Here is a 22,218-nt window from a genome sequence, read left to right as displayed (position 1 = left end):
TTCGACGGGTATCGGGTAGGTCTGCGAAGGCTTCGACAATGGCAATTTGAGACATGACATATCATGTGAATGACTACAATACTTTATTATCATATCAGCTACTCAACCAGAATGAAATAGCCCTGGAAATTTTTGTGCTTGTTCAGTTATCCCAAATAGGCGATCGCCATGACAAAAAATTTCCCAAGCACGAATTCCCATAAAACCAATACCAGCAACTGCCAACGGCACCGCAGCAGCGCCTAAAACTCCTGCAATGGGAGGAAATATCATGCAAAGCGCTAACAAAATTCCCGTAATTGCACCGCCAGCAATACCAGCTTTAGCAGTATCAGCAGCCACTTGTTCGATTAATTGGGACTGAGTAATTTTGCCTTCAACACACAACAGCGAGTTTTCTAAGATCGAAAATACTAATTCAATTACTGCTGCTGCGATCGCCCCTTTTGCTACTGCCCCAACGATTTCAGCAACCGCCGCCTTAAAAGCAGCAGCCGTTAAAACTTGCTTGGCGGCTGCTAATTCTTGCGCCGTCATGTCTTTACCACCACGGGCGCGATTCACCCAAAAATATTCAAAAATCCCATTAGCAGCTTCGTTTCCCCCTCCATTGACGCGGGCTTGAATGTGACTCCAATCTTTATCTTGACAAAATTCGCGAACTGCTTCCGGGCCTCGCGCGCGAATTTGGGCGGGGATGGATTCAAATACTTTTGCGGTTTCTAAAACATTTCGCATTCCGTCACGCACGCCCGCCCTAGCAAATTTGAATTGCAGATTTTTTGGCAAGTTTTCAAAACGGATGTTGTGCGAGACTTTGAAAGCTTCTTGAGCGGCGATCGTCCCAGCACTAACAATTGAACTTGGTGCTGATTGTAGCCAAGCCGTTACAGCAGTTGCATTTTCTTGAACTTTACCTGATATTTCGTTATCTAAATTTTGGATCTCGGCAACAGTTTCTTGTACTTTGAGCGTTATAAATTCGAGCGGATTCAGGTTAATTTCCATGTTCCAGCTTGCATTGTTAATGATTCAATTATTCTGAATATAACATTCCTCTGGCGTAGTTATTCTTCGGAATCTTCCAGTCCGCGAAGGCGGACTTTGTTTGTGTAGACCCGAATTCCATTCGGCGGCTATCTTGGCACAAGCTATGATTAAACTAAATGTAAAGAATTATTGCAAACAACTATGAAACTCACCCGAATCGACCTCAACTCCTGGATTTTCCACATCGCCGGCCAAACCATCCTCGTCGATCCCTGGTTAGTCGATCCCCTCGTATTTTACGGTCAACCCTGGCTGTTCACCGCCTACCACAACACGCCTGTCGCCTTTACTCCCAGTACCTTACCGCCGATCGACCTTTTACTCATTTCCCAAGGCTTAGACGACCACTGCCACAGACCAACACTCGAAAAGCTTGATCGGACAATTCCCGCGATCGCCTCCCCTACCGCCGCCAAAGTCCTCAGCAGTTTAGGCTACACCAATATCATAACTTTAGCAAATTGGCAAGAGTCTAAATTTAAAGAAATATTACAAATCACCGCCGTACCCGGAGCAGAAATCCAGCCCGGACAGGAAGAAAACGGCTATTTACTCAAAGATTTAAACAGCGGCGAGACGCTTTATTACGAACCGCATCTGCCACCATTAGCTAAAGTCAAACAGAAAATAGACACCGTAGACGTAGCCATCGCCCCCGTCATCGGTCAAATCTTCCCTTTCCTCGGACAAATCATCATGGGCCCACAAGAAGCCCTGAAACTTGCCCAAACCCTGAAACCTAAGTTTTTTGTACCTACAACCACAGGAGATATCCGAGCCACTGGTATTTTACCAATGTTCGTCAAGTCGATCGGCAGCATCCCCGAATTTCGCGATTTACTCGCAAAATCCGGGCTATCCACCCAACTCCTCGAACCCGAACCCGGAGAAACCCTAGAGATTTGAGATTTGAGATTTTTGAGATTTATCTAAAAGGCCTAATCCCTAATCTACATAGATTTTAGATTTTTTAGATTGGAGATTTGAGAGCGAATCCGCCATCCCTAATCCCCAATCCAAAATCTAAAATCTCAAATTATTTGGGTGGGCGACGGTTGCGCAGAAACTCAGGAATATCCAATCCGAAATCCTGTGGCGGTTTCGTTTTCGTATCCTGGGTTTGTTGAGCAGGAGTCACAGGAACAGTTGCAGCCCGCCAAGGAGCATTCACATTTTGTGTCCGCGAAGCCTGAGACGATGAGATCATTTCCCCCGAAAAACCAGTGGCGATCACAGTAATCTTAATTTCGCCCTGAAGTCGCTCGTCAATCACCGCTCCAAAAATAATATTGGCATTCGGATCGACAACTTCGTAAATCGTCTCAGCCGCCGCGTTTACTTCATGCAGCGTCATGTCAGTACCACCAGTGATGTTAAACACCACACCTCTAGCGCCCTCGATCGATGAAGCCTCAAGCAGAGGCGAAGAAATCGCCTGCATTGCAGCTTCCCTAGCCCGCGACTTGCCAGATCCCACGCCGATGCCCATCAAAGCCGAACCCGCATCTGCCATTACAGCCCGCACGTCAGCAAAGTCAACATTCACCAAACCGGGAATCGTAATAATGTCAGAAATACCCTGAACCCCTTGGCGCAGGATATCATCAGCAACTCGGAAAGCCTCTTGTACCGGCATTTGTTCCGAAATCACCGACAGCAGCTTGTCGTTAGGAATCACGATCAGCGTATCCACCCGGCTTTGCAAAGCGGCGATTCCTTCTTCAGCTTGGCTAGTGCGCCGCCGTCCCTCAAAGGTGAAAGGCCGCGTTACTATGCCCACAGTCAAAGCGCCCATTTCCTTCGCCACTTCCGCGACAATCGGAGCCGCGCCCGTGCCTGTACCGCCACCCATGCCGGCTGTGATAAACACCAAATCGGCGTGATTCAAAGCATTAGCAACTTCGTCGCGAGACTCTTCGGCAGCCTTTTGTCCGATCGCCGGATTGCCCCCCGCACCCAAACCGCGCGTCAACTTTTGTCCGACTTGCAAGCGTTTTGGAGCATTTGAGAGCACCAGAGCTTGGGAATCTGTATTCACGCACCAAAACTCCACGCCAGAAACCTCGCTAGCAATCATCCGGTTAACGGCGTTGCCGCCACCCCCGCCGACGCCAATTACTTTGATTCTCGCGGCACTGCTGGGCATTATGTCTTTGGGATTGACCATAGGATCGATATCAATACTGTCTACATTTACATAATCAGACTTGCGTCTAAACGGATTGGCGGAATCGAGGGCCACCGGAAAATTTTTCACTTCCGAAGGGGGACTGTTTTGGTCAGACCCCTGACTATTATTAAGATTCATTAGAGTCGGGGATATTAGATTACAGCTTGTTAACTAAACGCCAATTCACAATCACTATAGGCTATGTTGCGCGAAAAACTAACACTGGTCGAGGCTCAATGTTAGCAATCTCGAATTTGGCCGATGTTGCTCGCCCATAGCTTGCATACCCCATCTAGGTGCTTGTGCAGAAGGCATTTCTACGCAAGGCAAAATGAAAAAAATGAATTATAGCACCTAACGCATCGGATAGATCGAAAAATTATGTTTTTTTTGCCGATGCGGATCGGTATCAAAAAACAGTCTTGATTTCCAGTCTTGCGTATTGATGCCTAGAGGTGAAAATTCTGCTCGCCCATCGACGATACCTTCTACCTTAACCAATACACAGGCTCAATTCGGGGCCGGAGTTGGTGCGGGAGTTGAACTCTCCAAACTAGGCGGGGGTTCTGGTAAATGAACGATCGGCGCAGCAGGATTTTTTAAGTCAATGTAGGATATGAGGCTTGAATCTAGCTGTTTTGGCAATTGTCGCATTCGGTCTAAAACCTGAAGTTGCGAAGCCGTCTTGGAACTGTACGGCCCTAAGTGTACCGTACCGATCTCTGTTTTCAAGATCAAGTTATTTGGGTCTTGCCAATCTATCTCAAATACTTTCACTGTCAAGCCGCTGAGTCCTTGGTAAAACTTCGGCCAAGAGGTGCGATACTGTTCCAAAGGCCCGATGACTTTTAAAGTTGGCAAAGAATGCTGAGGCTGCGTTCCCTGAGTGCTGCTTTGCCCGATCGAACTATTCTGCGATCGCACCGCAGTATAGCTCTCCGACGGCATCCAACCTCCGCGAGCATCCAGCCACCCCACCTTTTCCTTATCGCTAGATTTCAACACCGCAGTCGGCTGCGCCACCGCCACAGGAAGCCGTTCTGCCACTTCTATAGTCAAAGAAGGCGGAAACAAGTTGCGAGTCACCTTCGCTTTGGCGATCGGCCCCGTTGACTCCAGCTTTTCGGCCAGCGCCTGCGGTTGAATTCCCCACAGCGACTGCGGGTAAGACAGCGGCACCAAAGAGCGCACCGCCTTGTCCGACAGCCACTGATTGCCCTCCACCTTCACTTGTTCCGATCGAACAATCAACCAAGCCGGCTGCGCAATCCACCACAGCAAACCCCCAGCGAGCGCGCTCGCTGCCACTGTTTGCCACAGCACAGCCGCCGATCGAGCACGACGCTGCCGCCGCAACTCTTCACGTCTGCGCCCTAACTCTGTTTGAGAAACCGCTCCAAAACTAGCCATCTACCTCTTGACAATTTAATAATTAAGGATTAGCACAAATTCAAAACTGTTTAATCTCGCACACCCCAGACCCTTTCTTCCCTACCATTTAACCAGATCCCCGCAAAATTACCCAGACTCCTGCCAAGATCAGTAAAATTACTGATCCAGCTAGGTAATTAAAATTTCTTAATTAAAAATTTCAAATTTCCGCGTCGGGAAAGTTGATTAGCAGATAAAGGTTCTTTGGGTATTTAGGGCATTACCCCACAGGGCAAAGGGTGACAAATCAAACTAAACTCAAGGCAAGAAAGTTTAGACTTTCGATTAACTTTTTTAACTTTTATTCGGCTTCAATTGTGATCGCACTCGAATTAGACAGATTCTATAAAGCCTGCAACCCGAGCAAGACCCTTGTTGCGGGAGACCCTGGAGATTATCAATACTACATCGATTTTGGTTCCGTGCGGGGCGGCAAAATCATTGAATCTTTACAGCGAACCATCACCCGCATCTCCCCCGACGAGCCAACTTGTCAGCTATTTACAGGACATATCGGGTGTGGCAAATCTACGGAATTGTTTCGACTCAAAGCTGAGCTAGAGCAAGAGGGTTTTTGCGTCGTCTACTTCGAGTCTTCTCAAGACTTAGACATGGGCGATGTAGACATCAGCGATATTTTGCTCAGCATTGCCCGCCAAGTTAGCGAAACTATGGAAGCGGCCAAAATCAAACTCAGACCGAGCTATTTTACCAATCTGTTTGCAGAAGTGGCAGAATTTTTGCAGACTCCCATAGATTTGTCAGCGGAAGCCGAGTTATCTGTAGGCATTGCTAGAGTTACTGCTAAAACTAAAGACTCTCCCAAACTACGATCGCAACTTCGGCAATATCTCGAACCCCGCACCAACAGCATCTTACAGTCGATCAACGAAGAACTCCTCGACAGAGCTAACGCCGAACTCAAGCAACAAGGCAAAAAAGGTCTCGCAGTCATCGTTGACAACCTCGATCGCCTCGACGCATCTCTCAAACCCAGCGGACGCACCCAGCCAGAATACCTATTTTTAGACCGCGGCGAACAGTTGAAAAAACTCAATTGTCATGTCGTCTACACAATTCCCCTGACTTTGATATTTTCCAACGACTTTGGCCGTCTCGCCAGTCGCTTTGGAGTCAAACCCAAGGTGATGCCGATGGTACCGGTGCAAATGCGATCGGGCGACGATCACATCGAAGGAATGGCACTACTGCGGCAGCTAGTATTAGCTAGAGCTTTCCCCACAGTTACTCCCCTTCAACGCATCGATTTAATTTCCAAAGTCTTTGACTCTCCCGAAACTTTAGACAGGCTCTGCCGGATTAGCGGTGGTCATGTTCGCAATCTACTGATGCTTTTGTATAGCTGTTTGCAGCACGAAGACCCCCCCTTCTCTCGCGAATGCCTCGAAAGCGTTATTCAAGAATATCGCGATGATCTTTTGGGAGCCATCAATGACATGGAATGGGAACTGCTGTTTCAAGTCGTCAAGCGACAAAGTGTAACCGGCGAAGAAGAATCTCAAATTTTGTTGCGCAGTATGTTTGTCTTTGAATACCGCGATCAAGAAGGTCGTTGGTTTGGCATCAATCCAGCCTTAGCAGAAACCAGAAAATATCAAGAATGGCAGGAGCGCGATCACCAAACATAGTTGGGATTTTGGAGATTGCTTCCCAAATCTCCAAGCCCTCCCCGGCGAGGGAGCTAAGCTGTTTTGCATCCCAATTGTGTATGGTGATTGAGGGGAAGAGGGGGAGAGAGGGAGAGGGGGAGAGAGGGAGAGGGGGAGAGAGGGAGAAGATTTTTGATTGATCGTCGAAATATACAATTTAAATGCACAACAGCTTATCAAGTTTTTAACTTCTCATTCACCGTTCAAAACTCCCAACTTTTGCAATTGAATAAAGCATCCAGTCAGCGGTTTGTGCCACTGGCTAATTTTTGTTGATTGCTGGGTGCGCGTCACGACTTTAACGATCCAAAAACAATTACCACCACCAAGGACTTTCTCCAATCTCTACTCTCATATCTGCAAGACCAGACCCCCTATATCTATTTTTATCTGTTGCTCTTAGTCGCAACTAATCCCATCGCGGACTACAATTTTTATAGGTTTTATTTCTAAATTCGTGCTACAGATAGACCGGAGTTGCTTGCTAATAATTAGTCGTCGGTATTGTTCATAAATTGAGGGGGGATATTTACGGTATGTAGTAGTTTATCTGTAGCCGACAAAAATCAAATTAAGCTAACTTGAATTTTTACTGTCAAGTTTCGCATTCTCGGAGATACAGATGTATGATGTGTTTAGATAGAACATAAAGAATGTGTAAGTTTTCATAGAAGAAGTACGAAAAACTACGTATTCCTACAGATATAAAGCGCCAGACAGGAACGAGCATCTCTAAGTAGATACGGTTTCAGTCACGATCGGCAATCGTTAAGTAATTGATTTCTGCAACAGGGGTGCACGCATGACCGATCTACTTAAACTACAAGAAACTGCTAGCTACAACGAGCGATCACTCAAAACTCTGGTAAGAGCCATCGCCATGTCTCAGCAGCAATTTTCGCTAATTTTGGTGCGCTGCAACTACGAGCAGTTGCGAAAGCAAATAGCGCAGCGGCTACGAGAAATGTCCCCAGTGCCAATTCAAGATATTGTTCTGCCAGCATCCGTCAAAACCCTCTACACTAACCTGGTGGCAAACACACTCCAGAGTGAGTCTTCGGCTGTCGGTTCCGCCTCGGCTTTGATGGTATTCGGTTTAGAAACAGTAGTGGCGATCGACGAACTGATGGCCTCTACCAATCAAGTGCGAGACGAATTTCGCAAAAATTTTTCCTGTCCGGTGATTTTGTGGGTAACAGATGACATCGTGACCAAAATGATTCGTCTGGCCCCGGACTTCAAAAGTTGGGCCGCCGCCACGATAAAATTTGAAATGGCCGTTGACGAATTAATTGATTTTCTGGCTGGGCGGGCCGATACGATATTTAAAGTAGGCGAACTCAATCAAGAAATCGGCAGCAGCACCGCCGGCACCAGACCAGGTTTTGGTAGCTGCGAAACCGACTGGGAAAAACCAGCCTTGGAGCGTGAAATCAACTCCGAAGAACGCTTTCTCACCTTTAACTCAGGGCCCCAAAACGGACGACAATCAGATGTCCACTCCTATTCGCCCTTGAGTCCGGGCAATACCCTCGATTTGGCGATCGGCTCTTTGTCCCGCCGAGAACTAGAATTAGCTTTAAGAGATTTACAAAATCGCGGTCAAGAATTAGAACCCGCCCTGAAAGCCAGCCTGCAATTCGTTCTCGGTCGAGATTACTATGTCAGCGACCAAACCGAAACAGCATTAATCCACTACCAAGAAAGCTTAATATTTTGGCAACAGCAAACCGGCAACTGGGAACTCGCTAACTGGGAATATGCCGAAAATCGACAAACCCTCCCCTCATCCTTATTGAATCCTGTCCCCAACATCTTATTTTTAGAGAGAGAAGGCATAGTGCTGTTTCATATAGCCCTGTGTCACCGCTTGCAAGCAGCCAGAAACCCGGTAGCCAACCGCCACCACTGGGAACAAGCTTGGATTAGCCTGGAACAATCTAGAAATGCTTTCTCTCTTGCCGATCGCCCGGAATTGGTAGCAGAGGTGACAGCACACCTGGGACAAGTGCTGCAACGCCTGAAAGCTTGGGGAGAGTTGCAAGCATTAGCGGAAAATTCTTTGCAGTTGCACTTCACTTACGGTACTCCCAGCCAACTAGCTCAAGATTACGGCTTTTTGGCTGAAGTTGCCCTGCAACAGTCGAGGTGGAGTCAAGCCCGCCAGCTAGCCGAATTGGCTTTGGCGATTTTGGATCAAACGCCTAACGATTTGAGATTGCTGATTGAAGATTTGAGATTGGGATTTGCGGGAAATTATCCAGAATTTGTGGGCACTAACGAGTCAAGTAACGATCCCAGATCTAAAATCCAACATCCCAAATCTGACAGAAGTTCCTATCTGTTACTATTAGCCCAAAGTTTGCGGCAACTGGGCCAGTGGGAAGCGGCGGTGCATTCTTTGGAGTTGGCTCAAACTCAAAGTGAGCCGAAGTACGATCCCCGACTTTACATTGATATTTTGACCGAACTCCAAGCGGTTTATTTCGATCAGGGAGAGTATCTGAAAGCTTTTCGGATTAAAAAGACCCAGCGATCGATCGAGTATCAATACGGATTTAGGGCTTTTATCGGAGCCAGCCAATTGCAGCAGCAGCGCCAAGCTGTAAATCCTTCGAGTCCCTCAGCCCAAAATCAAGCTGCGATCGCAGCGTCAATGACAGCTTACTCCCGCCAAAAAGATATCAATAGATTGCTCGAAAGAATTAGCAGGGACGACCATAAATTAACTATTATTCACGGGCCCAGCGGAGTCGGGAAAAGCTCTCTAGTCAACGCAGGTTTAGTGCCAGCTTTGAAAAATATTACTCCGGGCGCGCGGGATACATTGTCCGTAGTAGTCAAAGTTTACACCGACTGGCTGGTGGAATTAGAAAATGCTTTGAACGACGCGCTGTACGACAAACAAGCCGAAGAGGAAAGGAAATTAATCGCCAAAGGAGTACAGGAAATCCAGAAAAAAAGTTGCTCGATCCTCCCAGATAGCAGCTCGGAAACTTCTTCTTTTATTATAGAGCAGTTGCGCGAGAATGCCACTAATAATTTGTTGACTGTGCTGATTTTCGATCAATTTGAAGAGTTTTTCTTTGTTTCGACTTCAGTGGCACAAAGACAAGTTTTTTATAATTTTTTGCGCTTGTTTTTGAATCTGCCTTATGTTAAGATAATTCTGTGCTTGCGCGAAGATTACTTGCACTATTTGCTCGACTGCGATCGCTTTCCCGACCTCGACGCTATTAACAATAATATTCTCGACAAAAGCATCCGCTACCAACTGCGGAGTTTTTCGATTAAAGATGCGCGGGCTGTGATCGGACACTTAACGAAACGGGCGGAATATTATTTAGAACCGGCACTGATTGATGCTTTTGTGGAAGATTTAGCAGACGAACTGCAAGAAGTGCGACCGATCGAATTGCAGGTAGTGGGAGCGCAACTTCAAGAAGAAGATATTACGACTCTAGCACAATACCAGCAATTGGGCGACAATCCTAAAGCAGAGTTAGTCAAGCGATCGCTCGAAGGAGTCATCTCTGACTGCGGGCCGGTTAACGAAGACGCAGCTTGGAAAATCTTGTTTTCCCTGACAGATGAAAGAGGCGTTCGGTTGATTAAAACCAAACACGAACTATCATTGGTCACAGGTCAGCAACCAGCAGATGTCGCAGAAAAGGAATTATTGGCGATCGGCAGCACTGGCAGAATTCCCCTACAACTACAGTTCGCGAAAGAACCAGAAAGCGGACAAAAGAAAACCGACAACCTCGACTTAATTTTAGACATTTTAGTCGGTCACGGTTTGCTATTTCTGCTGCGGGAAGCGCCAGAAGACCGCTATCAATTAGTACACGACTATTTAGTGCGACCGATCCGCCAAAGATTCGGCTTAGAAGCCAGACTGCACAAAGCAGAAGCTGACAAAAAGATGAGTCAAGCACAGCTCTATCGAGCCAATACTTTTCTCAAACAGATGCTGGGAGTAGCAGTAATCGGCGTACTACTGTTAACAAGTTCCACCATCGCCGCCGTAAATTTTTGGTGGCGGGCTGTCGGTCAAAAACAGCTAGCTGTCGCTCAAACTCAGCGAGCCGAAATCAGTACCTTAACCGCAGCTTCTGAAGCCCTTTATTTCTCAAACAACAAATTTGACGCCATGATGGAAAGTTTGAGAGCGGGTAAAAAGTGGAAACAGATTGAACACTCCCAAGAAATGCACACTCTCAAGGATACCGAAATTCTGATTTCTGCGGCCCTCCAGCAGGCAGTTTATGGCGTCAAAGAACTGAACCGCTTGGAGGGACACGGTGACGTAGTTTGGGGTCTCAGTTTCAGTCCAGACGGGCAAACAATAGCTTCGGCCAGCGTAGATAAAACCGTGAAACTTTGGCGGCGCGATGGCAGTTTGCTAGCTACTTTTAAAGGACACACTAACAGCGTTTCCTGTGTGGCGTTTAGTCCTGACAATAAAACGATCGCCTCGGCAAGTTTAGATAAAACTGTCAAAATTTGGCAACCTGACGGCACTTTGCTGGCTACTTTAACTGGCCATACTAATAGCGTGAGCAGCGTTGCTTTTAGCCCCGATAGCCAAACGATCGCCAGCGCATCTACAGACAAAACGATTAAACTTTGGAAAACCGATGGTACGCTGCTGCGAACGATCGCACAAAAAGCTTCCATAAATTGGCTCAGCTTCAGCCGCGACGGTAAAATCATCGCCGTGGCGAGCGATGACGGTACTGTGAAACTGTGGAGTATTGACGGCAGGTTAATCGCTAATTTGTGGCACAGCGAAAACAAAAAACCCTTGAAAATTTACACGGTCAGTTTTTCCCCCGACGGTGAAACACTCGCCAGTGCCGGTGAAGACAAAATAGTCAAAATCTGGAGCATCGCTGCACTAAAATACCCAGCCCGAAAAAATTCAACCAAGGCGCGGGACGGCGAACTGCTAACAACTTTGCGGGGACACAGCAAGTGGGTATTTGGTGTCAGTTTCTCCCCCGACGGTAAAACACTTGCTTCTGGAAGCGCCGACGGGACTGTCAAACTCTGGAGTCTGGCGGGTATTGGCGACAAACGCCCAACGGATGCTAGCAATATTAAACCAGAAAGTCGCTTGCTGAGAACTTTTGAGGGACACGCCGATCGAGTTACTCAGGTAAGTTTTAGCCCGGATGGCAAAACTCTGGCTTCGGCAAGTTTTGACAAAACTGTCAGACTTTGGCGACTCGATGATGTGCCTCTCAAAACCCTCGACGGACACCAAAACCGGGTGCAAAGCGTTACTTTCAGCCCCGACGGCCAAAAGCTGGCTTCTGCTTCTACGGACAAAACTATCAAACTCTGGAGCCGCACGGGAGTTTTGCTCGAAACTTTGGAAGGACACACTCAGAGAGTCTCCAGCGTCAGTTTCAGCCCTGACGGACAGCTACTTGCTTCTGGGAGTTACGACAAAACGGTGAAAGTCTGGAGTCTGAAAGAAGATGGGATGAGTAATAATCTTCCTTGTCCTTCGGCGCCGCTATTCCCGTGTTCGCCTTCTGTGCTGTTCACTCTCGAAGGGCACGCCGACAGCGTGATGAGCGTGAGTTTTAGCCCCGACAGCGAGATTGTCGCTTCGGCTAGCAAGGACAAAACTGTGAAACTCTGGACGAGAAACGGCAGGTTGATTAAGACTTTGACGGGACACAAAGGCTGGGTGACTGGGGTGACATTCAGTCCTGACGGTTCGATGCTGGCTTCTGCAAGTGATGACGGTACTGTCAAAGTGTGGAATCGGGACGGTCGTTTGCTGAGGACTTTTGAAGGGGCTCACAACAGTTTTGTGTTGGGGGTGGCTTTTAGCCCTGATAGCAAAATGCTGGCTTCGGCTGGTTACGATAATTCGGTGAAACTGTGGAAGGTGGACGGGACTTTGGTGGCGACGCTGCTGAAGGGTTCTAGTGACAGCGTGACTAGCGTGGGTTTTAGCCCGGATGGTTTGTTGGTTGCTTCGGGTAGTTATGATCATAAGGTGAAGTTGTGGAGCCGCAGCGGGACGTTGCTGAAAACTTTGACTGGTCACAAGGATAGTGTGATGAGTGTGAGTTTTAGCCCGGATGGGAAAATTCTGGCTTCTGCTAGCAAGGATAATCGGGTGATTTTGTGGAATTTGGATCTTGATGATTTGCTGGTTCGGGGCTGCGATTGGGTGGGGGATTATCTGAGAACTAATCCTAATGTGAGCGATCGCGATCGGCGTCTCTGTGATGGGGTGGCGGCAAAATCTCAGTTTTAATCTGAAGGAAGAGGGAAGAAGGAAGAGGGAAGAAGGAAGACGGAAGAGGGAAGAAGGAAGACGGAAGAGGGATTATGTAACGCAATTCTCAACTTTCCTTCTCTGAAGCCTTCCGCTTACTCTCAGCTTCCTGTAAAGTAAATAATTGTAAAGAAAAATGAGTTTTATCTTATCCTCTGGTTAAGACCGCCACCTAACATTCACAATTAAGACCCGAATTAGAAGTTCCTATGTCACAGCTTTTTCCGCGCAAATTCCTAGCATCTGCTGCTGCCTTTTTTCTGGCTTTGTCGGTGTGGGCGATCGCACCTGCGGCCCACGCTTTCAACAATCCCGATTTGTTGCCCCAAGTTCAGACACCAATCATTGATTTGGCTAAAGCCCTTACGGATATTGAAGAAGAGGATTTAGCAAAACAATTAAACGCCTTTGAAGCCGAAACCGGTTGGAAGCTGCGAGTGCTGACTCAGTACGATCGCACGCCCGGTTTGGCTGTCAAAAGTTATTGGGGCTTAGATAAAAAGAGTGTATTGCTAGTTGCTGACCCCCGCGGTGGCAATTTGCTCAATTTTAATGTCGGCGACTCGCTGTATCCGCTGCTGCCGCGTACTTTTTGGGTGGAACTGCAAACCCGCTATGGTAATCAATTTTTTGTGCGGGACAATGGGGAAGATCGATCGATTATTGAATCTTTAGAGTCGATACAAGGCTGTTTGCGTCAGGGCGGATGTCGCGTGGTTCCCGGTTTGCCGAGGGAACAGTGGGTGCTGACGCTAATTAGTTCGATCGTTGGCGGTGTAATCTGCGGGTTTGCGGCTCAGCCGCGGAAACCTGGACAGGGTGTGGCTTGGCAGTGGGCGCTGATTTTTTCGCCGCTGTGGGGGATTCTGTTTTTGGCTTTCGGAGTCGGGCCTGTGGTGAGTCGGACTTCGGATTGGTTGCCTTTGGCTCGGAATGTGGCCGGTTTTGCGATCGGGGCTTTGGTGGCATTCTTGACTCCGGTTTTGGGCAAGTCTCCTTCGGAGGAAAGTTAGTTTTTTTTAGGAGTCAGTTGACAGTTGGCAGTTGGCAGTTGGCAGTTGGCAGTTGGCAGTTGGCAGTTGGCAGTTGACAGTTGACAGTTGACAGTTGGCAGTTGACAGTAGTCAGGGCGGGCTGTTTAGGTTTAGTTCGCGATCGGGTGGCGACTCTTAGAAAGCTGATTTTTCACGAGAATCTGCGGGCTGCAATCAAGTATTGTTGTGAAAAAAACCGGTTTCTCAGCCCCGCGCGCAAGTTCAAAGAAACCGGGCTTTTTTCCGAATCTGCGGGCTGCAATCAAGTATTTTTGTGAAAAAACCTGGTTTCTAGACACCATAGATAATTTCTGAAACCCTTGATTAGACTGTTTCTTCCGTCTTCCCTTCTTCCCTTCTTCCTTCTTCCTTCTTCCTTCTTCCTTCTGTTATGACTAAAAGCTGGTAAGCTAATACCTGACAATTCACAGGCGACAGCTATCCAACAAATGGAATGGCACGTAAGCGATGCCCAGAGTCTGGGATTAATTGATAACGAAATTGGCGATCACAGTTTTTCTGCGGCGGAGTACGAAATAGTCCGCCGTGTGATCTATGCGACTGCTGATTTTGAGTACAAGTCTTTAATTAGTTTTTCCGATCAGGCTTTGCAAGCCGGGGCGGCTGCTTTGGCCGCTCGAACTACGATCGTGGTAGATGTGCCGATGGTGCAGGTGGGCATTACGCCGCTGATCCAAAGTACCTTTGCGAATCCGGTTTACTGTTCGATGGACGCTTTGACACGCCCTCAAAAGGAACGGACGCGCGCTGCTTGGGGGATTGAAACTTTGGCAAGGCGCTATCCTGAAGGGATTTTTGTGGTTGGCGAGGCTCAAACTTCTTTGTCGGCGATCGTAGATTTGATTGAAACTGAGGAAATTCGGCCGGCTTTGGTGATTGGAACACCTTCTGGGTTTGTCGGGGTTGACGTGGCTAAGTCGCGACTGCACGATTCGATGGTTCCTCATATTCGGATTGAGGGGCGCAAGGGCTCGGCGGTGGTGGCTGTGGCGATTGTTAACGGTTTGGTGGATTTGGCTTGGCAAGCCTATGGCCAAGAGGGGAACAGTTGATCGGGTTTATCAGAATTTAAAGCCGACTCGCAGAGGTTCCATTTGTGAAGATACTGCTCTTGGCCATTTAGGCTCTAACTTTCGGTTGTTTCTAGGCCGAATACGCGATCGAACACTTTAGTCACTTTAGAACCCGTATCAATAGATTCTAGCGGGTCTTTGCGCAATCTGTGCCGCAAACAGAGAGTCATTACCTTGCGAATATCGCCCACAGTGACCTCTGTGCGACATTCTAGGGCGGTGAAAGCTTTGGCGGCCCGATTTGTGACTAAATCGCCCCGCAGTCCGTCTACGTCCAATTCGGCGCAGACTTGGGAGATTTTGACTCGCAAATCGCGATCGATAGTTACGGATTTCAGCCTTTCCTGGGCTTCCACCAACTTCTGCTGCATATCATCTTGTTCGTGCTGATATTTGGCGAGAAATTCGGGCGGATTTTGGTCAAAGCTCGATCGCTGTTCAACAATTTCTACTCTCAGATTCGGGTCTTTTACAGTCCGAATTTCGGCGTGCATTCCGAATCTATCCAGCAATTGCGGCCGCAATTCTCCTTCTTCGGGATTCCCGGAACCGATGAGAATAAACTTAGCTGGGTGGCGGATTGAAATGCCTTCTCTTTCAACAGTATTCCAACCGCTGGCGGCGGAGTCGAGCAAAACATCGACTAAGTGATCGTCGAGCAAATTGACTTCATCGACGTACAGAATGCCGCGGTTAGCTTTGGCTAACAGGCCTGGTTCAAAAGCTTTCACTCCTTCGGACAAAGCTTTCTCAATGTCGATCGTACCGCAAACTCGGTCTTCGGTAGCGCCGAGTGGCAAGTCTACCATTTGGACTTTTTTGCGGGCGATCGGCATTGTACCGTGATGCAAAGTGCGATCGCGCACCTCATCGCTCATCAAATCGGGATCGGTGGGATGACTGTTAAAAGGATCGTCAGCCACCACCTCAATTTCTGGCAGTAAATCTGTGAGGGCGCGGATTGTGGTAGATTTACCAGTACCGCGATCGCCCATAATCATCACGCCACCAATTTTCGGATCGATGACATTCAACAGCAGCGCCAGTTTCATCTCTTCCTGGCCAACAATCGCGGTGAAGGGAAAAACAGCGCGGCGGGCTGGGGTAGCGGTTGGCAGAGCGCCCGCATTTAGGTTATTGCTGACTTCGGCAGTAGGACTCACAGGATAACTCAAAATATAACAATTGCTTGTTTATTGTACGGGATAACCGATTTTAGATTTTAGATTTTAGATTTTAGATTAACGTATTTCTGTCATTGCGAAGGTAGTGAAGCAATCTCAAAGCCTTGCTACACCGTCATAATGCGTCGATGACTGAGAAACCGGGTTTTTTTCGCCAAAACTGGGCTATAGCCTTTAATCCCGGTAAAAAACGCGGTTTCTAGGCGGGGCGAGATGCAGACGGCGGTTGAAACCGCGTCTACACAAACAAAGTCTGCCTCCGCAGACTGAAGAAAATAACGTAATTTTAACCGCCCTGTCTTCTTATCTTTTTGTGCGTCTTTTCTTCCACAACAAACCCATTCCAGCAGCCACCATTGTACCCATCGCCGTCATCGGTTCCGGTACAGCAGCATCAGCAGCAGCGAAAGGTTCATACTCATAAACTGCGCTAACCGTAGTAGCTGTGTAGAGTGTGTGAGAACGAGAAATCTTCAACTACCAACGATTAAGCTATTTCTCACGCACCGCATAGTCCCATTATAGGTGTTCGTAGATATCTGGAATATCAAGAGGTTCAGATCTGTTCGACATCCGAATATAAAATTCAAGTTTCTTTTCGTTCGTTTTCTGTAGCCAAGCTTTTTTCGCCGATTTTTTTATATCAATCGCGCAGACATCTTTGCCATCAATTTTTTCAAACCGAATTTTAATCTGCTGAGTAAAGTTGCTGCCAATATATTGACAAATTGAATCAATAATTGTCCGCTCTAGCTTATCTAGATTTCCATTTGACAGTAAAGACAAATCCTTTTCTAGCCCGAAAATATTACCATTATCTTCAACGCCGATAATGAGAGTTCCACCTTCAGAATTAAGAAATGCAGCAATTGTCTTAAGAGTGCTAAATCTTAAGTCTTTATTCTCACAATCGCGCTTAACATCCCACTGAAAGGTACTCTTATACTCCAGGCGATCGCTTTCAGGGAGTTTGATCAACTCAGAAATTGGGCGCAGTTCGCCAATTTTTCTGATCGTTGTTAAAAAGCGGCGTATTTGTCGTGCCTCAATCCGTCCTTTCAATATTTCTTCTGTATCTGCTGCATCGATTACCGTTTTGTTAATCACGGCAATGTACTGACCAAAATATGTTTGATCCAAGGTTTCTATATTCTCGTTAATCCACTGCTCATTCTGAACGTTACCCCAACGGTTGAAATAGGCGATCGCATCCTGAATCGATTCATCAAGTATATCGAAAATATTACCTGGCATAGTTTTAGAAATATAGTCCCATGCGCCCATCTTGAAAACTTTGCGGCAATCTGAAACTGTATCATTGGCTGTCAAGATAATAACTACAGAAGAAAGATTTCGGGCTTTCACTTCGTCAATAACAGCAAATCCACTGTCATCCTGCTCCATTCGCATATCTGCAATAATTACGTCAAAGGGATTTCCCAACTTCTGTTTAGCTTGAGCAACACTGGTAGCCGTTTCAATCTGCTCATAGCCATAGTCCCCAAGCCATTCCAGTAACTCATTCAAATATCGAGGATTGTCTTCTACCAACAGCAAATGAACATTTTTAGTTTGCATATTATCTTACACTTCTTCCTCAAGATAAGGAATATAAATTTCAAATCTAGCTCCATCTTGTCCCGTTTCCCGAATATAGCCCTTCATCTTGGTCAGGGTTTTACGGATAATGAACAGCCCTAATCCGCTACCTTTACCCTCCTGAGATGTGGTTTTTAGGGGTTGAAAGATCCAATCTTTATGATACTCTGGAACGCCCTTACCATCATCAGCAAATTCAATAAACAGATATTTTTGCTCTCCAGGGACATTCATTCCCCGAATTCCTGATGGGTTGACGACATCTTGAGATGTTATATGAATGGTCAATTTCTGCTGGTCAGCATTGTGCTTCAGAGAATTTTCGACCAGTTCATTTAATGCACTCTTTATTTTTTCCTGATCTCCATAGAAGTGAGAATCACCGTTTCTTATATCTAGAAAAATCCAAGCATTATCAATATGGCAAGTTATTTCCCACTTTTCAAATAGTTCCTTGACCTGAAAACGGTGATTTTTGATCGAAATACCTTCGTTGATAGCTTTCAAGTCATTGAGAGCACTCTGGGTTAGTTCCAGTTGTGTCAGCAATTTATCAAACTGGGCGTAATGCTCGTCATTAGGTGATAACTTTCGGATGGAGCGTATAGTCTGCGACTTGATCACAGCCAATTCGTTATTCACAAAATCAGAGATATCATGGGCAGTTTTGGAAATGACCGTCAAAATCCTCCGATAGTCGTCATTAGAAATAGTTTCAATCTCAGATTTTTGTGCTTCCTTGCGTTTTTCAACCTCTTTGAAGACATCTTCAATCGCTTGAATAATACGGTTTAATAAGGGATCTTCGCGATCGGAGCGACGTGAAATTCGATAAGCAATTGCTTTAAGGATGCTGATCTCATTGGCGATTTTGTGATACATCGCCCGATTGAGCATTTCCGTGTCGCTTAATTCACTTGGGACATCAGTTTTGACCATTTCAAAGTAGTCTTGCTCACTAAAGTTAAGAATCAGCATTTCCCTTGCCTGATCGTAGCGCGGAGAATCTTTTTCGATTTGCCGCAGCATTTGAATGGCTGTATCGTTATGAGGATCGCTGGCAAAAATATTTCTAGCACTGTGGAGCCGTGTTTTCTCTTTGTCATCCGAGTTGGCAATTGCTGCCTCGAAATATTCGTCACCTTTCTTTCGTTGCTTAATGCAGTAGTATAGCCTACCTAAATTGAGCAGAATTATATTAGCTTCATATTGACTCAGAAAATTCTTTTTAATTTCAGATAACTGCTTGATAGCCTCTTGGTATTTGCCTAATCTTTCTAGTGCCGGAAAATAGTGAAAATAAATAAAATCGTTTCGTATATTATGATTTTCCAATCCCATTTCTAGTGCCTTTTCAAAGAATGGCACAGCCTTCTCATCCTGACCAAATGAAGCTAAAGTAATAGCATAAATACTGAAAATTTTCGGATTATTAGGTTCAATTTGAAGCGCTCGCTCAAACAAAGGCAAAGCTTTCTCATACTCACGAATCCAAGTCAAAGCTTTGGCATAAATACTGAGAATTTTCGGATTATTAGGTTCAATTTGAAGCGCTCGCTCAAACAAAGGCAAAGCTTTCTCATACTCACGAATCCAAGTCAAAGCTTTGGCATAACTATTTAGCGTTATCGGATTATTAGGTTCAATTTGTAGCGCTCGCTCAAACAACGGCCAAGCTTGTTCATGCTGATTATTTGAAATCAAAGCTTTGGCATAACTATTGAGCGTTATCAGATCATTAGGTTCAATTTGTAGCGCTCGCTCAAACAACTGTAAAGCTTTCTCATGCTGATTATTTGAAATCAAAGCATGGGCATAACTATTGAGCGTTATCAGATCATTAGGTTCAATTTGTAGCGCTCGCTCAAACAACGGCCAAGCTTTTTCATGCTGATTATCTGAAATCAAAGCATGGGCATAACTATTGAGCGTTATCCGATTATTAGGTTCAATTTGTAGCGCTCGCTCAAACAACGGCCAAGCTTTTTCATGCTGATTATTTGAAATCAAAGCTTTGACATAACTATTTAGCGTTCTCAGATTATCCGGTTCAATTTGTAGCGCTCGCTCAAAGAACTGTAAAGCTTTCTCATGCTGATTATTTGAACTCAAAGCATGGGCATAACTATTTAGCGTTGTCACATTATTAGGTCGAATTTGAAGCGCTCGCTCAAACAACGGCCAAGCTTTCTCATGCTGATTATTTGAACTCAAAGCTTTGGCATAACTATTTAGCGTTGTCACACTATTAGGTCGAATTTGTAGCGCTCGCTCAAACAACGGCCAAGCTTTCTTCTGCTGATTATTTGAACTCAAAGCTTTGGCATAACTAGATAATGTTATCAGATCATTAGGTTGAATTTGTAGCGCTCGCTCAAACAACGGCCAAGCTTTCTCATGCTGATTATTTGAAATCAAAACATTGGCATAACTATTTAGCGTGATCAGATCATTAGGTTCAATTTGTAGCGCTCGTTCAAACAACGGCCAAGCTTTCTCATGCTGATTATTTGAAATCAAAGCTTTGGCATAATTAGATAATGTTATCAGATCATTAGGTTGAATTTGTAGCGCTCGTTCAAACAACGGCCAAGCTTTCTCATGCTGATTATTTGAAATCAAAGCTTTGGCATAATTAGATAATGTTATCAGATCATTAGGTTGAATCTGTAGCGCTCGCTCAAACAACGGCCAAGCTTTCTCATGCTGATTATTTGAAATCAAAGCTTTGGCATAACTAGATAATGTTATCAGATCATTAGGTTGAATCTGTAGCGTTCGCTCAAACAACGGCCAAGCTTTCTCATGCTGATTATTTGAAATCAAAGCTTTGGCATAACTATTTAGCGTTGTCACATTATTAGGTTCAATCTGTAGCGCTCGTTCAAACAACGGCCAAGCTTTCTCATGCTGATTATTTAAAATCAAAGCTTTGGCATAATTAGATAATATTATCAGATCATTAGGTTGAATCTGTAGCGCTCGCTCAAACAACGGCCAAGCTTTCTCATGCTGATTATTTGAACTCAAAGCTTTGGCATAACTATTTAGAGTTCTCAGATTATTAGGCTCAATTTGTAGCGCTAGCTCAAAGAAATATAAAGCTTTATCATGCTGATTATTTGAACTCAAAGCATTGGCATAACTAGATAATATTATCCGATTATTAGGTTCAATTTGTAGCGCTAGTTCAAAGAATGACCAAGCTTTCTCATGCTGATTATTTAAACTCAAAGCATTGGCATAATCATTGAGGTTTTTTGGGTTGTCTGGCTCAATTTTTACAAGAATATGCAAAACTTCTAACCGTTTATTTAGCGTACCTCCATACTTTAATACATTAGCATAGGAGCTTAGGATTTTAACATTTTTCGGGTCGATAATCCTAGCTTTTTCAAAAACTTTAAATGCTTCTTGACATTGCTTATTTTTGCCCAATACTTCACCATACTTTCTCAAAAATTCTGTATTATTGGGAGCTATTTGCAAAGCTTCCTGGAATATGCCGATCGCTCCCTTATAATCACCTGTCTGTATGAGTTCTTCAGCTTGGTTTGTTAAGGTTTCGAGGCGATCGCTATTCATCATACTATGTCCCCGTTAATAGTGAAGATACTTGAATAAGAGTAACACTCATACGAAACATCAGCTAAAACACTAAACTCGTCTAGTTTAGAAATAAAATTTTGATGATGATTCCGTAAAATCGTGCAACTTCTGGCATAAAGCTTTTCTAGACGATATGAGGATTATTTTAGCCAATCTAAGGGCACAATGACACTTGAGAGAGAAAGAATTTCCAGCGATCGCTCTTTTAGCATCGTGCCGGTCGATCGCCCTTTACAACTTTTTCACGCGCGAAGGGCGATCGCTCTTTTGGTATCGTGCCGGTTGATCGCCCTTTACAACTTTTTCACGGGCGACGGGCGATCGCTTTTCTGGGGTGGGAGGCGATCGCTTTTTGGGGATGGGAGGGCGATCGCTTTTTTGGGGATGGAGGGGTGATCGCTTTTTGGGATGGAAAGGGCGATCGCCTTTTATTTAAGCTGCAACGGTCATCCGACTTGGAGGTACTAAACCTTCTTCTTCGCAATAGTCAAGGTAGCTGGCGATTGCTTCTTGAGCATTGGCTATCGCTTCTTCATAAGTTTTCCCATAAGTGCAAGGCTGCATCGCCAGTTTAGCAAACTCTGGTAGTGTTACCAAATACAGTTGATCCTCTTGTGACCATTGAATTAATAAACTATAGCGGTAATTCATTCCTCTGATTCCTCTGCTGCAATTGTTTCTAACTCTTGAATTGCTTGTTTTAACAATTTCTCCAAATATAACGGTGTATCTTCACCGTCTTTGAAGGCAATAGTAATTAACAGTTGTAGTTGCAAATGCTTCCAGTTATGATGACTCCCCTTCCCACGCCGCTGCACAAACCCTAATCTAATCAATTCAGCCTTATAGTCCCGAATTTTCCTTGGCATATAGGCTCTTACTTCATTTACATAATTATCAATTGAGTTTCCCGATTTCCCAGTTTAGCATTAATATCGCTTTTCTGGGATGCAGGGCTATTTCATTCTAAACAGATCTTTGAGTATGCTACAACTAAAGCCAGCGAGACGTTGAGCTTGAGCCATGTTTTGGAAGCCATGATCGCGATACAAATTCAAGGCAAAATTCCGTGCGAT

The 22,218-nt window shown here is 45.6% G+C and carries 16 protein-coding genes; 7 read left to right on the top strand and 9 right to left on the bottom strand.

All coding sequences use genetic code 11. From position 1 onward, the window contains the following. Positions 1–102: 102 nt before the first annotated feature. On the bottom strand, positions 103–1,008 hold the full coding sequence (locus tag K4039_RS24360; RefSeq protein WP_265239093.1) for a hypothetical protein: 906 nt from the start codon (positions 1,006–1,008) through the stop codon (positions 103–105). A gap of 183 nt (positions 1,009–1,191) precedes the next feature. Between K4039_RS24360 and K4039_RS24355 the strand changes: the two genes are divergently transcribed. Beyond that, complete coding sequence (locus K4039_RS24355) at positions 1,192–1,956, top strand: MBL fold metallo-hydrolase (RefSeq protein WP_265239092.1); 765 nt, start codon at positions 1,192–1,194, stop codon at positions 1,954–1,956. Positions 1,957–2,086: 130 nt separating this feature from the next. Here K4039_RS24355 and ftsZ read toward each other — a convergent pair whose 3' ends face one another. Further along, positions 2,087–3,358, bottom strand: a complete 1,272-nt coding sequence (gene ftsZ / locus K4039_RS24350; protein ID WP_265239091.1) for a cell division protein FtsZ — start codon at positions 3,356–3,358, stop codon at positions 2,087–2,089. Positions 3,359–3,730: 372 nt separating this feature from the next. Beyond that, positions 3,731–4,630, bottom strand: a complete 900-nt coding sequence (locus K4039_RS24345) for a cell division protein FtsQ/DivIB (RefSeq protein WP_265239090.1) — start codon at positions 4,628–4,630, stop codon at positions 3,731–3,733. A gap of 338 nt (positions 4,631–4,968) precedes the next feature. Here K4039_RS24345 and K4039_RS24340 point away from each other — a divergent pair, with 338 nt between their 5' ends. From K4039_RS24340 to K4039_RS24320, 5 genes are all read left to right on the top strand, one after another. Then, positions 4,969–6,300 carry an ATP-binding protein gene (locus tag K4039_RS24340; RefSeq protein WP_265239095.1) on the top strand — a complete coding sequence of 444 codons (1,332 nt, stop codon included), beginning with the start codon at positions 4,969–4,971 and terminating at the stop codon, positions 6,298–6,300. Positions 6,301–7,123: 823 nt separating this feature from the next. Continuing rightward, positions 7,124–12,601, top strand: a complete 5,478-nt coding sequence (locus tag K4039_RS24335) for an AAA family ATPase (protein ID WP_265239089.1) — start codon at positions 7,124–7,126, stop codon at positions 12,599–12,601. Then, the gene (locus K4039_RS24330; RefSeq protein WP_265239088.1) at positions 12,573–12,707 is read left to right on the top strand and encodes a hypothetical protein; all 135 of its coding nucleotides are present in this window, start codon (positions 12,573–12,575) and stop codon (positions 12,705–12,707) included. The genes K4039_RS24335 and K4039_RS24330 overlap by 29 nt, the downstream gene beginning before the upstream one ends. Positions 12,708–12,831: 124 nt before the next feature. Then, positions 12,832–13,635, top strand: coding sequence for a TPM domain-containing protein (locus tag K4039_RS24325; RefSeq protein ID WP_265239087.1), 804 nt, complete (start codon positions 12,832–12,834; stop codon positions 13,633–13,635). A gap of 470 nt (positions 13,636–14,105) precedes the next feature. Then, positions 14,106–14,729, top strand: a complete 624-nt coding sequence (locus K4039_RS24320) for a precorrin-8X methylmutase (protein WP_265239086.1) — start codon at positions 14,106–14,108, stop codon at positions 14,727–14,729. A gap of 74 nt (positions 14,730–14,803) precedes the next feature. Here K4039_RS24320 and bchI read toward each other — a convergent pair whose 3' ends face one another. From bchI to K4039_RS24300, 4 genes are all read right to left on the bottom strand, one after another. After that, positions 14,804–15,913 carry a magnesium chelatase ATPase subunit I gene (gene bchI / locus K4039_RS24315; RefSeq protein WP_375339828.1) on the bottom strand — a complete coding sequence of 370 codons (1,110 nt, stop codon included), beginning with the start codon at positions 15,911–15,913 and terminating at the stop codon, positions 14,804–14,806. A gap of 324 nt (positions 15,914–16,237) precedes the next feature. Next, complete coding sequence (locus K4039_RS24310; protein WP_265239085.1) at positions 16,238–16,411, bottom strand: PEP-CTERM sorting domain-containing protein; 174 nt, start codon at positions 16,409–16,411, stop codon at positions 16,238–16,240. A gap of 42 nt (positions 16,412–16,453) precedes the next feature. Further along, positions 16,454–17,512: an RNA-binding domain-containing protein gene (locus K4039_RS24305; protein ID WP_265239084.1), complete on the bottom strand. Its 1,059-nt coding sequence runs from the start codon at positions 17,510–17,512 to the stop codon at positions 16,454–16,456. A 6-nt stretch (positions 17,513–17,518) separates the two neighbouring features. Beyond that, a complete protein-coding gene (locus tag K4039_RS24300) occupies positions 17,519–21,121 on the bottom strand; it encodes a tetratricopeptide repeat protein (protein ID WP_265239083.1) in 3,603 nt (1,200 codons plus the stop codon). 186 nt (positions 21,122–21,307) lie between these two features. Between K4039_RS24300 and K4039_RS24295 the strand changes: the two genes are divergently transcribed. Beyond that, positions 21,308–21,538 carry a hypothetical protein gene (locus K4039_RS24295; protein WP_265239082.1) on the top strand — a complete coding sequence of 77 codons (231 nt, stop codon included), beginning with the start codon at positions 21,308–21,310 and terminating at the stop codon, positions 21,536–21,538. Positions 21,539–21,574: 36 nt separating this feature from the next. Here K4039_RS24295 and K4039_RS24290 read toward each other — a convergent pair whose 3' ends face one another. Together K4039_RS24290 and K4039_RS24285 are read right to left on the bottom strand one after the other, a co-directional pair. Further along, positions 21,575–21,793 carry a type II toxin-antitoxin system HicB family antitoxin gene (locus K4039_RS24290; protein ID WP_265239081.1) on the bottom strand — a complete coding sequence of 73 codons (219 nt, stop codon included), beginning with the start codon at positions 21,791–21,793 and terminating at the stop codon, positions 21,575–21,577. Beyond that, positions 21,790–22,011 carry a type II toxin-antitoxin system HicA family toxin gene (locus K4039_RS24285; protein ID WP_265239080.1) on the bottom strand — a complete coding sequence of 74 codons (222 nt, stop codon included), beginning with the start codon at positions 22,009–22,011 and terminating at the stop codon, positions 21,790–21,792. The genes K4039_RS24290 and K4039_RS24285 overlap by 4 nt, the downstream gene beginning before the upstream one ends. Positions 22,012–22,218 lie beyond the last annotated feature (207 nt).

The sequence above is a fragment of the Lyngbya sp. CCAP 1446/10 genome (genome assembly GCF_026130175.1).
GTDB lineage: Bacteria > Cyanobacteriota > Cyanobacteriia > Cyanobacteriales > Microcoleaceae > Microcoleus.
This window is presented reverse-complemented; position numbering and strand designations above follow the sequence as displayed.